The following is an 11,917-nucleotide window of genomic DNA, read 5'->3' on the forward strand; positions in this document are numbered from 1 at the left end:
TCCCCTCAGTTCCTGCTGGCCAGGCGGCGCAAACCCAGCACCGCCGCGCCCAGCGCGCAGACGTATTCACAATCTTCAGCCACATTCACCTTCACGTTGAGCCGCTGCTCCAGCGCTCGCACCATTCCCTGCTGGTGCGCCACACCTCCGATAAAGGTCAGCTCGTCTTTTAGCCCCACGCGCTTCAGCAGCGCGCCGGCGCGGTCGGCCAGCGAGTCGTGAATGCCGCGCAAAATATCTTCCACGCTCACGCCGCTGCTCACGTGGTTGATAATCTCGCTTTCCGCCAGCACCGCGCATACGCTGCTGATGGGGTGCGCATGGGCGGCATGAAGCGAAAGGTCGCCCACCTGCTCCAGCGGGACCTCCAGATATTTCGCCGCGCGAGCAATAAACATCCCAGAGCCCGCCGCGCACTTGTCATTACTCTTGAAGGTGTTCACGCGGCCGTTATCTTTTACCGCGATGGCGCGCGTGGTCTGGCTGCCAATATCGAGCACGGCGCCGGGCCGGGGAAAAAGAAAGAAGGCACCGCGCGCGGCAGTGGTAATTTCAGTGATCGCAATATCGCGAAAGCTCAGGTTGTAGCGGCCAAAACCAGTCGCAGCAATGTAGTCCAAGTCTGCACGCATATTACCCGCCAATGCCTGCTCCAGCGCTTCGCTGGCTGCCTGGTCAACGTTGATTCCACTCCGCGTGCGCCCGCGGCCCAGGATTCTTAGCTCGCTTCCCGGCGCGTCCTGCGCGGCCACCAGCGCTTTGGTAAAGCCCGATCCGCAATCAATCCCCGCTACTAACGGCATGCTCCCTCCAAACACTGGATTCAAAACTTTCGCCCAGCTTCTCCAGCGAGAACAGCGTAGCGCCCACCGCGCCCATAAACTGTGCGTCCGGCGTGACGATGATTTTTTGTCCCAGCACCGTTTCCAGCGCCTGCACCATGCCCACGTTGCGGGCCACGCCTCCGGTCATCGTGACAAGCGGTTCAATGTTCACGCGGCGCGCCAGTGACATCGTGCGCTTGGCAATCGCCAGGTGCACGCCTCCCATGATGTCTTCAGGACGCTTGCCTTGTGAGAGGTAAGAGAGAATGTCAGATTCCACAAAGACCGTGCATACCGTTGCGATTTTCACAGGGCGAGTCGCGCGGAGAGACAGCGGGCCAATATCGTCCAATCCGATGCCCATCACCTCGGCGGCATTGGCCAGGAAGCGCCCGGTTCCGGCGGCGCATTTATCGTTCATCACAAAATCCAGCACTTCGCCGGAAGGGCCCACGCCGATGGCCTTTGCGTCCTGCCCGCCCATATCGATTACCGTGCGTGTGCCGGGACAGAGAAAGTGCGCGCCGCGGGCATGGCAGCTGATCTCCGTCATCTGTGTGTGGCCGAAAGAGATGTTGTAGCGGCCATAACCTGTGCCCACCACAAAGCCCACATCGGCCTGCGCGACGCCCGCCGCCTGGCAGCACTCATCGAAAGCCTTTTCCGCCGCCTTGCGCACGTTGGCGCCGGTATCAATCAGCGAACGCGACAGCACCTTCACGCCGTCTCCGTTGGTGCCCATCAGCACCGCTTTCGTCTGCGTTGATCCTACGTCCACTCCTGCTGCAATTCTCATTTGTGACCTCACGCGCTCACGGCGTGTGCTGCCGTGCGCTTGGCGTGCTCAAGAGATTCAAAGAATGCGTCGATCCGGTTCTTGGTTTGGGCTTCAGCAAAATAGCGCGGGTCTTCCAGGTCAGACTCGATGTATAAAGTCGGTACGCCCAGTTGCTTGGTGAAGTAGTCGCGCATATCGCCCTGTCCGGCAGAAAACAGGCGGCAGCTTTTCACAAAATGGATGATCACTCCGTCGGCGTTCCATTCCTGCACATAGCGCCGGATCTGGTCATAGCGCTGCAAATAGTTACGGTTGGTTACGTTTTGCGCCAGCATGTGCATGGCTACCGATTCAAACGGAGTTTTTGCATCGTGCCGGAAGCCAAACTCCCACAACCCGCCGACCGTGGAGTACGTGGACGCCACGGCCACCGCCTTCCAACTGGCAAACATGTCACGGAAGCTGCGGAAATAGGGATACGGCGGCGGCCCTTCCACCACGACGCGGAAACGCTCCTGGTCATAAACACCCTCACCGGCTTTGACCTTCTGCTGCAGTTCGTTTAATGCCGAGCGAAAGAACTCCACGCCCTCGCGTTTTCCGCGATAGACATATAAAGGTCCCATTAGAGTGATGGCGTCAAAATATGCGTCAAACGGGGACGGAGAATTTTTTGCCAGGTGCTTGATCTGTGACCACAGCTCCTCAACTTCGCTGGAGTAAGCCACGGACTGGCGGAAACGGTCGTAATCGAACTTGCGTCCAATCAGCTCCTCCATCTGCCCCACAACTTCCTTGAGCTGTCGCACGACATAGTCAATGTCCGCCTGCGATGGCGTGTCATTTCGCAGAAACGGTACATCCAAAACGAAGAGCGGCGCTCCGGTAAAGGCAGCCACGTGCTCAAACCACTTCACGTAGGTATTGCACCCCACGAAGTTGCACAGCACCAGCGTGGGCTTGGGCAGCCGGCCCCCGGTAGGCGTGATGCCTTTCAGCATGCAACCGATATCGGCCTTCACATAGGCGCAGTTGTCTCCGGCGTAACCCATCTCCTCGGCCGCAAGAATCGGCTCCAGCGACTGGTGCCGTATCGCCAGTTGCAGCGCATTTACCTCTGGATACTGCGGAATGGCGCCAAAGCCTTCCAGCAACTCGACGCAGTTGCCGGAGATCATCATCGATACGGTGGGCGGCTCTCCAGTTTCGGCCGCATGGTCCAGACGCTGGTACCAATCCAGCATCAGGTCTTTCTGCTGCTGGTGAATGCTTCCGCGATATTCGCTTACGGGTTTCTCGGCCATCGAGTCAGCTCCTAAAATCAATCTGTTTCGTTCGGTCTGGTTTGCTTAATCCTTGTTTTCTTAATCAAAGACCAGGGACTCGACAAACGTTTCCACTTCCGTCCGCAGGCGATCGAAGGTGAAGAGCTTTTCTTCAAACTCCAGCAGCAAGTGGGGCAGCCCCATTTCGTCGATCTTCTTTTTGAACAGCACAAAATCGAAATACGCCGGCTCGCAGAACTTCGCGATCAGGAAAATCACAGCTTCAGCCCGCGTGCTGCGTACCTTTTCTGCCAGGCCTTCCCAGCGCGGTTTGGAAAAATCATGTCGTACAGACGAATACACCGAGCGATGCACATAACTTTCGGCCAGCGCGCGGACCGGGTCGCCGCTGATGGGCACGTCTTCTGTAAACCACCGCTGCGCAATGGCCAGATCGTCTTCCACCACGTCACAGCCGGCGTTCTCCAGAAGACGAATGAGTTCTAGAGGCGGCTGCTCGCAGAACGCGCCTTCAATCACTACCCGGACCGCGTCCCGCTTCTTCCCTGGCCGCGTCGGGAGATAGTCCAGCGCCTGTTTCAGTATCTTGATGTGCTCTTCCACCGGCATGAAGTTGCCGCTGCGGATGAGCACGTAGGATTCCCAGGCGCGCAACAGGTGCGGGCTTTGCGCGCGCAGCTCATAGAGTTGCCGCACCAGACTCCGCTGGATGTTATAGAGCGCGATGCTATGGCGGAGCGCCGCGGGCTGTATCGGCGCTCCACCCAGGCGCTCCAGTTCAACGATGATCCGGCGATATTCCTGCTCCAGAAACTCGACGCTGGAGTCCGACGTACTGTGCGGCAGATGCAGAAAATCCACATATATCTGCGGGTAGTTGCGCTTAATTACGAAGCAGAGGTTGCGGGCCGAATCGCAGATGGAAGAAAAAAGCAGGCCGTCAAATGGCTCCAGGTGGCCGGTCATGGCCATTTCCATGGTGGTTTTGATGATGGAGCAGATGAAGGAACCGAAGCGGGAATCGGCATGCTGTATATCCAGCCGGTCGCCCGCGCCGCTCAATAGCACCGGGAGCATGCCTGCGGCATGGACCAGCTCCACGGGCGCATACACGGGAAAGAAAGCCACGGATTTCGCGCCCGGATGCTGTTCTTTCCAGCGCCGTACGCTGGCAAACGAGAGGTCCTGCATCTCTTCATAAAAACTATCGAACGTTCGTTCGAATACTTTCATGAAAATAATAATCACCCCTCGCCGCTAGAAGGGATGTGACGTGCGTCACTTAAGTGTAGGGGTGATATTCTTGCGGCTATTCTACTGTTGGCAGGCCTTCGACTGCAGCCCCACCATTAGCCATCCCGAATCAAACACTTCCAGGGATTGTCGGCGAACCTGGGTTCCGTTTACCAAAAGCGATTTTCAATCTCCTTCGCCGAACGTCTTGCGATCGACAAATGCCCGGAGCCTGCGCGAGCGCGAAGGGTGACGCAGTTTCCGCAACGCCTTTACTTCAATCTGGCGGATGCGTTCACGCGTTACCTGGAAGTTCTGTCCTACTTCTTCCAGCGTATGCTCAGACCCATCTTCCAGCCCGAATCGCATTTTAATGATGCGTTCTTCCCGTGGGTTGAGTGTGCGCAGTACGCTGGCAGTCTGCTCTTTCAGGTTCACGCGGATCATGGCCTCAGCGGGGGAAACACCGGTCGTGTCCTGAATGAAATCGCCCAGGCGCGAATCTTCTTCTTCGCCCACGCGGCTCTCAAGAGAGATAGGCTGCTGAGCGATTTTCAGCACTTTGCGGACGCTCGATACCGGAATGTCCATGCGTTGAGCAACTTCTTCTGACGTTGGTTCACGGCCAAGCTCCTGCACCAACTGTCGCGAAGCGCGAAGCAGCTTGTTAATGTTCTCAATCATGTGGACCGGAACGCGAATCGTGCGGGCCTGATCTGAAATTGCCCGGGTTACCGCCTGGCGGATCCACCACGTTGCGTAGGTGGAAAACTTGTAGCCACGGCGATACTCAAACTTGTCCACGGCCTTCATCAGGCCCATGTTGCCTTCTTGAATCAAATCCAGAAACTGCAGGCCGCGGTTGGTATATTTTTTGGCAATAGAGACGACCAGGCGGAGGTTTGCTTCCACCAGTTCGCGCTTGGCGTATTCCGCGTCCACGTTACCCTGAGTGATTTCCCGTTGCGTGCGGGAAAGTTCTTTGTAATTGACGCCGGCTTCCTGCTCCAATTGTTTCAGGTCGGAAAGACAACTCTTCTGCTGCCGCTTGTACTCAGCGCGATGTTCCTCATTGCGCGTGCCGTCAATTTTCTTTTCCAGCCGCTGCGCCTGGCGGTCCAGCGAACGCATGGTGTCGGTGGTGGTGGTCACACGATCGATCAGCCGTTTTCTTTCCTGCGGAGTGTACTTGAAGCTGCGTATGACCCGCGAAACCGCAACCCTTTCCCGCCCCAGCTTCCACTGGCAGCGGCGATACGGCTTGGGATTTTGCTTGCGGCTGATGCTTGCAAGTTTCTCCTCCAGCTTCTGTGCTTTGTTGTAGTGCTCCACCATTTTTTCAATCTCATCAATGGTGGCCTGGGTCCGCGCGGAAAGAATATCGTCAGTGACGTCTTCTTCATTAAAGACAACAACCTCTTTAATGGAACGCGAGCCCGACTCAAGGTCTCCGCCAAGAGTTTTGATCTCCCGAATGACGATTGGACAACGTGAAATTGCCTTAAGCACCCTCAGATGCCCACGTTCAAATCGCTTGGCGATCTCGATTTCTCCCTGGCGCGTAAGCAGCGGTACCGTGCCCATTTCACGCAGATAGAGTCGTACCGGATCGCTGGTTTTATCCAGAACGCTGGGAGCAACGCTGGTATCGAGTTCTTCCTGATCGTCGAGTCCAAAACCGGTTTTTCTGCGGCGCTGTGAAGGCAGTTCGCCCTCGGTCAGATCAATGCCTTCAGTATCCAGCGTCATTACAAGGTCATCAATGTCATCTGCTGAAGTAACCTCAGTGCCAATAAAGCTGCTGGCTTCATTTGGAGTGAGGTATTCCTTGTCCTCGTCTTCAGGATCTACTTGCTTCCAATCAGGGTCGAATTTATCGTGGGTGGCCAACAGTGATTTACCTCTCGCGTTGCGGGCGAGCAAAGATTACGGGCGGGACCGCGCAAACTGGCGACTCTTAGCCACATTTACGCGATCCCATCCTTGAAGATGGTTTAACCGCCGTAGGACTTTACTCGGCAGCGGGTCACGGTTCGTGCTCGGTTCAACGCAGTAACTCAGGGGGCGATGATCGCCCTCGAATTGCTTTCAAAATATCTGATATTAATCTGCGGAAACGGGCTTAACGCCAAGTGAATCGATTTCCTTGAGAATGGTCTGGAGTCGTTGTTCCAGCTGTTTTTTGGTTCGCGGTTTTCTTTCTGTTCTTGTAAATTGCCCGTAATTGGCAATGGAGCGCCGGTAAAAATCGGCAGTTTTCACCAGCAGGTCAGCCTTAGGATCATTTTGGGTGGACATGATTCTATTCTATAGGAGAATCTGTCAAGTGTGTTCCTAATAAGAACAGGTCTTTAGCGGTATTTCCGCCAAAGACCTTTAAAACACCTGTTTGCAGGATAGCGGCTCCCGGACTCGCAAGTCTTAGACCGTATATCGTTGAAAAACCTCTCCGGGAAGGCGAACCATCCTGGATCCAGGCTTCACCGGCTCCGGCCGCATGCTGGAAACGTCCACCGGCATGGCCCGTTCTTCCCGCACAAGAGCGGTATCAACGTGGCCGCGACGCATCTTCAGTTGCAGAGTGCGCTCGATTCTAGCCAGGTCGGAGCGCTCCACTCCTGAGAAGAACGTAATGGCTGAACCTGTGGCTCCGGCCCTTCCCGTCCGTCCCACGCGATGGATGAAGTCCTCCGGTATCGCCGGCAGATCGTAATTAATGACCTGGGCAATATCGTCAACGTGGATTCCGCGAGATGCTACATCCGTGGCCACCAGCACGCGCGACGTCCCATGCTGGAAGGCTGTCAGAGCGCTGTTCCGCTGCGATTGGCTTCGGTCGCCATGTAACACGCTTACCGCAAGTCCCTGGCGGTTTAGTTTTTCAGCCAGCCGTTCGGTCGCTCGCTTGGTGCGAACAAAAATCAGGGTGCGGCCGGTTTCCTCATTAAGCAAGCGCTTCAACAGTGAAAGCTTCTGGTCCGCATGGACTTCGTAGGCCACCAGATTGACCGATTCAGAGGCTTTGGTGGTCGAGCCAAAAGCCAGCCGTACGGCCCCACTTGCGTACTCATCGACCAGGTATTGGACGGAAGGCTCCAGCGTGGCGGAGAAGCACAGTGTCTGCCGCGACCTTGGCAGCCTGCTGATAATCCTGCGAATGGCCGGGATGAATCCCATGTCCAACATTCTGTCCACTTCGTCCAGCACGAGCGTTTTAATGCCGGCCAGTGAAATCAATTCACGATCATAGAGATCTTCAAACCTGCCGGGCGTGGCGATGATCAGCCTAGCCCCGGAACGCACGGCGCGCAGTTGCGATCTCTCCGCAACGCCGCCAATCAGCAGCGCCGCGGGCGGCAGTTTCTTGCCGCGCAGTTGTTCATATTGTTTTCCGATTTGCAGTGCCAGTTCGCGGGTTGGCACCAGAACCAGGGCGCCGGGCCGCGATTCTGTCTGCTGCATCAGCTTGTCCATCACCGGAACCAGGAAGGCAAGAGTCTTGCCGGTACCGGTCTGGGCTGTGGCGACAACGTTTTTGCCGCTGGCGGCATGCGGAATGGCGGCCGCCTGGACTTCAGTGGGGGTTACGAATTCGGACGCACGAAGGCGATCCAGTAGATATGGAGATATGGGAAGTTCTTTAAACGTAGACACTTAGAGTTTTTTGCTTTCTTTTGATCGGCGGCGGGTGCTGACAAAGACGTTTATCGAAACGTCAGGGCAGAGTGATCTCATGCCGATATTTTTTCAATTTTCGCCGTAGACAATCGGAGGTAAGTCAGTATGGGAATCCTGGACCAGATCTCGATCTTGAGGAGCCCTGCAACCGCGGATCTAAAGCAAGATCAGTATAGCACAATTTTGGTGCAATCGGTCGTAAGCGTGTGACTAAGGTTTGCTACTTTGCTTTCAGCAGCTTGGGGCCGATCACAGCAGCATTTCACTCTTTAGCTTTTGATATCCGGCCTGGGTCAGCCTGCTTAGTTCCTCGAACCAGTCTGGGTTTGCCGTGGTGAAGTTAAAACAAGCCTGTCCTTGCATGGTTTTCTTCAGGGAAGGGGAGATTCGGTCTGAGAGATCAGGAAACATATATAAAGAGGGAAGATAGAAGCTGACGTAATTTTTCTTGATTTTGGCACCGGCAAAGAACATGCGTCGTCCATTCATGCTTGAAGAACGTGTTTCCAGATAGCAGTTTCCGGGTTTGTCAGTGCGGATGGCCAACTCGCCTTCATAGGGTTTAAGCAACTGCCGAAGCACGGTAAAAATTGCGCTATGTCCCTCTACTCTGGCGGTTGCCGCTCCATTATTCTCAACAGCCATATCGCTTCCTGGGCTGAAAATTTCAAGGGCCAGCCGGTCCCGTAAGTTCAAAGTTTCAACGTTCAGTCCGGCCAAATCAACCCCTAACTTCAAAGGCCCGGCAGCTCGATTGTTCCCTGGTGCTTACGTTCCTGAATGTGGTCCCAGACAAGCTTATCCGCCACAAAAGACGCCTGCTTTCGCGAGAGCTCTGCGTTTTGCGGCGAAGATTCAATGCGAATGGCGTACCGTTGTCCGCATTTGCTGCAGACAACGGTTTCCATAAGGGTTTCATTGGAACCAGCTTCCGCTGTCCCTCGCATACGCCGAGCTACGCTGGGTCTTACCAACGGGGTTCACGACGCTGACGCGGTCCACGATCATTGCCGCCACGGTCGTTTCCACGGCCCCGGCCACCACCGCCTCCGCCTCCAAACCCGCTACGGGGAGCTTGCGGTCTCGCTTCATTTACCGTAAGTGCCCGCCCGCCGGAGTCTTTGCCGTTCAGTGCTGCCATCGCTTTTTCTGCTTCATCATCGTTGGGCATCTGGACAAAACCAAAACCGCGGGACCGGCCTGTATCGCGATCGGTCGCGACCGATGCGCTGTCAATGGCTCCAAAAGGCTCAAACAGCGCCCTGAGTTCAGGTTCTGTCATGTGGAATGAGAAATTGCCAACGTAAATCTTCTTCACTGCGACTCCTTTGTCGTTGTTGCTAGGGGTGGTGCTGTTCTCAGCAGAAATAGGCAGGGACGAATGCGGGAAATGTGTCTATCTGAGTCGAGGACAACTAAACTTCTACTTAATACTACACCTTTGGGCGGGAGCGCCGCCCAAAGTGCCTAAAAATCGTGAAACCCGAAACCTTCCGGAATGCCTTCTTCGTTATAGGTAACGGTCAGGTCTTTGGGCTTTTCAGGAGCGTTGGGGGCCGTCTCCTGGTCTTGTGTCTTGCGTTGCAGCTTGCGTTGGGCTTTTTCAGCCTGTTTCTCCTGCCGCTGCCGCTCTTTTTGGCGCTTTGCAAAGGTAGTTCGAGAGCTTCCAGCCATGAGCACTCCTGAGATTTCAGATTTTATGAGGAGAGCCAACCAGCCCGCCCTTTTCTCTATTGTACGTTATGCGCGCTCGTGACGCACCACAGAAAGCAGTTTTACTCATCTCAACGAATAACATAACGCCGCTGCATTTGAGTTTTCTCGACCCAATCGCGAAAACAGCGTGTTGTTGCCTCGCATCCTAATTTCTATAGTCCAGGATGAAGGAGAGTGTCGCGATGGCCAAAACTGCTGCTGATGTGTTGATTGAAGGATTGATCGACTGGGGAGTCGATGTCATTTTTGGGTTGCCGGGAGATGGCATTAACGGAATCATGGAATCTTTGCGGACGCACCAGGATCAAATTCGTTTTGTTCAGGTACGGCATGAAGAAGCTGCCGCCTTCATGGCCTGCGCTCACGCCAAGTTTACGGGAAGGCTCGGCGTGTGCCTCGCCACTTCAGGCCCAGGAGGAGTTCATCTGCTGAACGGGCTTTATGACGCGAAGCTTGACGGCGCTCCCGTCTTGGCCATTACTGGTCTGCCATATCACGACCTCAATGACACGTTCACGCAGCAGGATGTCGCGCTGGACCGTCTTTTTATGGATGTGGCTGCTTACAACACGCGCGTGATGGGCCCAACTCATGTTGAAAACATCACCGAGCTAGCCTGCCGCACGGCCACCGTCTATCACAAAGTGGCGCACATCGCTTTTCCCACAGATATTCAGGACATGAAGGCCGAACGCAAAACCGCATCCAAGCGCAATATCAAGGGACATGTATCGCTTGTTCATGCGGATGGCGGTCACTTTCCCAATGAGTCCGACCTGCGTCGCGCCGCGGATGTGCTCAACGCTGGAAAAAAGATAGCGATCCTTGCCGGGCAGGGCGCATTGCATGCGACTGACGCGCTGGAACAGGCCGCGGAAAAACTCGGCGCGCCTATCGTGAAGGCGCTGCTGGGCAAAGCGGCGGTTCCCGATGAGAATCCATACACGACCGGCGGCATCGGACTTCTTGGCACCAAGCCTTCACAGGAAGCTCTGGAAAATTGCGACACGTTATTAATTGTCGGCTCATCTTTTCCTTATATCGAGTTCATGCCAAAGCCCGGGAAAGCGAAAGCGGTGCAGATAGATCTTGATCCTGTACGCATTGGGTTGCGGTATGACGTTGAAGTTGGCCTGGTGGGAGACAGTCGCCGCACGCTGGAAGCGCTGCTGCCGCTGGTGAATCGCAATAAAGATCGCAGCTTCCTGGAGACAGCGCAGAAGGGAATGAAAGAGTGGTGGGAGCTGATGAGCAAGCGCTCCACTAATACGGAAAAGCCGATGAAGCCACAGGTGATTGCCCACGAGTTAGGGAAGCGGCTGCGCAATGATGCGATCGTCAGCTCCGACAGTGGGACGATTACCACCTGGTGGGCCCGCCACATTCTGGCCAAACGCGGACAGATGTATTCCTGTTCCGGCACGCTTGCCACCATGGCATGTGGATTGCCCTATACGATCTCCGCGCAAATTGCGCACCCGGATCGCCAATGCGTTGCGTTTGTGGGCGATGGCGGCTTTAGCATGCTCATGGCGGAACTCGTGACTGCTGTGAAATACAAACTTCCGATCATCGTGGTAGTGGTGAAGAACAACACTCTGGGCCAGATCAAGTGGGAGCAGATGGTCTTTCTCGGCAATCCAGAATATGGGGTGGATCTTGCGCCAATCGATTTTGTGAAATTCGCGGAGGCGTGCGGTGCTGTCGGCTTCCGTGTTGACGATCCTAAAGATTGTGGCGCCATTCTGGACCGTGCACTCACCTCCAATGCCGCCGGTCCGGTGGTGATTGAAGCAGTGGTCGATCCATTTGAGGCTCCTATGCCCGCAAAAATTACATTTGAGCAGGCAGCGAAATTTACGGAGTCCCTGGTTCGTGGCGAGCCCAACCGCAAAAAGATAATTGCCACGCAGATTGCCGACAAAGTGAGAGAGTTGGTGTGACGTTGGAAAAGAATGGCTATTAAGAAAGAGGCGAAGCTTCCGGGTGCTTCGCCTTTTTCTTTTTCGCCCTGACCTGTCAGGTCTTGGTTGCTGGGCGCCTACTTCTTTTTGGGCACCTTCGCGCCCTTCTCACGCGCTTCAGAGAGTCCGATCGCTATTGCCTGTTTGCGGCTCTTCACCTTGCCGCCTTTGCCACCCTTGCCGGATTTAAGCGTACCTTTTTTCTTTCTATGCATGGCGCTCTTCACTGACTTGCCGGCTGCCTTGCCGTACTTGCGACCGCTGGATTTCTTTTTCGAACTGGAACGTTTCTTGTTTGCCATTTTTCCTCCCTGATTATTGAGAAGCATCAGAGCGGAATTGAGTTGCGCCTTGGCAGGTGCTGTTCAAGCGGCGAAAGATAACCTCCAAAGCGAAGCTGAGCTGCGCGAAACTCCTTCCACCTGCACCATCCTCTCG

The 11,917-nt window shown here is 55.2% G+C and carries 13 protein-coding genes; 1 reads left to right on the forward strand and 12 read right to left on the reverse strand.

Features of this window, described 5'->3' with window-relative positions; translation table 11 throughout:
* Nucleotides 1-5: 5 nt before the first annotated feature.
* The 11 genes from LAO76_10675 to LAO76_10725 form a co-directional block, all read right to left on the reverse strand.
* Entirely contained in the window at nt 6-803 is a 798-nt protein-coding gene (locus LAO76_10675; protein MBZ5491384.1) for an acyl-CoA dehydratase activase, read from the reverse strand.
* Entirely contained in the window at nt 781-1,620 is an 840-nt protein-coding gene (locus tag LAO76_10680) for an acyl-CoA dehydratase activase (protein ID MBZ5491385.1), read from the reverse strand. The genes LAO76_10675 and LAO76_10680 overlap by 23 nt, the downstream gene beginning before the upstream one ends.
* An 8-nt stretch (nt 1,621-1,628) precedes the next feature.
* Nucleotides 1,629-2,906, reverse strand: coding sequence for a 2-hydroxyacyl-CoA dehydratase family protein (locus LAO76_10685; protein MBZ5491386.1), 1,278 nt, complete (start codon nt 2,904-2,906; stop codon nt 1,629-1,631).
* Between the two features lie 60 nt (nt 2,907-2,966).
* The gene (locus tag LAO76_10690) at nt 2,967-4,121 is read right to left on the reverse strand and encodes a 2-hydroxyacyl-CoA dehydratase (GenBank protein ID MBZ5491387.1); all 1,155 of its coding nucleotides are present in this window, start codon (nt 4,119-4,121) and stop codon (nt 2,967-2,969) included.
* Nucleotides 4,122-4,307: 186 nt separating this feature from the next.
* Nucleotides 4,308-6,011 carry an RNA polymerase sigma factor RpoD gene (gene rpoD / locus LAO76_10695; protein ID MBZ5491388.1) on the reverse strand — a complete coding sequence of 568 codons (1,704 nt, stop codon included), beginning with the start codon at nt 6,009-6,011 and terminating at the stop codon, nt 4,308-4,310.
* Between the two features lie 213 nt (nt 6,012-6,224).
* The gene (locus tag LAO76_10700; protein ID MBZ5491389.1) at nt 6,225-6,419 is read right to left on the reverse strand and encodes a hypothetical protein; all 195 of its coding nucleotides are present in this window, start codon (nt 6,417-6,419) and stop codon (nt 6,225-6,227) included.
* A gap of 123 nt (nt 6,420-6,542) precedes the next feature.
* Nucleotides 6,543-7,775 (reverse strand): DEAD/DEAH box helicase, encoded by a 1,233-nt coding sequence (locus tag LAO76_10705; protein ID MBZ5491390.1) that lies wholly within the window; start codon nt 7,773-7,775, stop codon nt 6,543-6,545.
* A 273-nt stretch (nt 7,776-8,048) separates the two neighbouring features.
* On the reverse strand, nt 8,049-8,444 hold the full coding sequence (locus LAO76_10710) for a hypothetical protein (GenBank protein ID MBZ5491391.1): 396 nt from the start codon (nt 8,442-8,444) through the stop codon (nt 8,049-8,051).
* Between the two features lie 89 nt (nt 8,445-8,533).
* Nucleotides 8,534-8,707, reverse strand: a complete 174-nt coding sequence (locus tag LAO76_10715; protein ID MBZ5491392.1) for a hypothetical protein — start codon at nt 8,705-8,707, stop codon at nt 8,534-8,536.
* Nucleotides 8,708-8,766: 59 nt separating this feature from the next.
* Nucleotides 8,767-9,117 (reverse strand): RNA-binding protein, encoded by a 351-nt coding sequence (locus tag LAO76_10720; GenBank protein ID MBZ5491393.1) that lies wholly within the window; start codon nt 9,115-9,117, stop codon nt 8,767-8,769.
* 149 nt (nt 9,118-9,266) lie between these two features.
* Entirely contained in the window at nt 9,267-9,473 is a 207-nt protein-coding gene (locus LAO76_10725; GenBank protein MBZ5491394.1) for a hypothetical protein, read from the reverse strand.
* A gap of 224 nt (nt 9,474-9,697) precedes the next feature.
* Between LAO76_10725 and LAO76_10730 the strand changes: the two genes are divergently transcribed.
* Nucleotides 9,698-11,458, forward strand: a complete 1,761-nt coding sequence (locus LAO76_10730) for a pyruvate oxidase (GenBank protein MBZ5491395.1) — start codon at nt 9,698-9,700, stop codon at nt 11,456-11,458.
* Between the two features lie 98 nt (nt 11,459-11,556).
* Here LAO76_10730 and LAO76_10735 read toward each other — a convergent pair whose 3' ends face one another.
* Nucleotides 11,557-11,781 carry a DUF6496 domain-containing protein gene (locus LAO76_10735; protein MBZ5491396.1) on the reverse strand — a complete coding sequence of 75 codons (225 nt, stop codon included), beginning with the start codon at nt 11,779-11,781 and terminating at the stop codon, nt 11,557-11,559.
* Nucleotides 11,782-11,917: the final 136 nt, after the last annotated feature.

The sequence above is a fragment of the Terriglobia bacterium genome (assembly GCA_020072645.1).
GTDB lineage: Bacteria > Acidobacteriota > Terriglobia > Terriglobales > Acidobacteriaceae > Angelobacter.

Coding starts and splice junctions, on each gene's coding strand:
- LAO76_10700 (MBZ5491389.1), bottom strand. CDS start 6,419: ATGTCCACCCAAAATGATCCTAAGGCTGACCTGCTGGTGAAAACTGCC.
- LAO76_10730 (MBZ5491395.1), top strand. CDS start 9,698: ATGGCCAAAACTGCTGCTGATGTGTTGATTGAAGGATTGATCGACTGG.
- LAO76_10725 (MBZ5491394.1), bottom strand. CDS start 9,473: ATGGCTGGAAGCTCTCGAACTACCTTTGCAAAGCGCCAAAAAGAGCGG.
- LAO76_10735 (MBZ5491396.1), bottom strand. CDS start 11,781: ATGGCAAACAAGAAACGTTCCAGTTCGAAAAAGAAATCCAGCGGTCGC.
- LAO76_10710 (MBZ5491391.1), bottom strand. CDS start 8,444: ATGGCTGTTGAGAATAATGGAGCGGCAACCGCCAGAGTAGAGGGACAT.
- LAO76_10685 (MBZ5491386.1), bottom strand. CDS start 2,906: ATGGCCGAGAAACCCGTAAGCGAATATCGCGGAAGCATTCACCAGCAG.
- LAO76_10675 (MBZ5491384.1), bottom strand. CDS start 803: ATGCCGTTAGTAGCGGGGATTGATTGCGGATCGGGCTTTACCAAAGCG.
- LAO76_10690 (MBZ5491387.1), bottom strand. CDS start 4,121: ATGAAAGTATTCGAACGAACGTTCGATAGTTTTTATGAAGAGATGCAG.
- LAO76_10715 (MBZ5491392.1), bottom strand. CDS start 8,707: ATGGAAACCGTTGTCTGCAGCAAATGCGGACAACGGTACGCCATTCGC.
- LAO76_10680 (MBZ5491385.1), bottom strand. CDS start 1,620: ATGAGAATTGCAGCAGGAGTGGACGTAGGATCAACGCAGACGAAAGCG.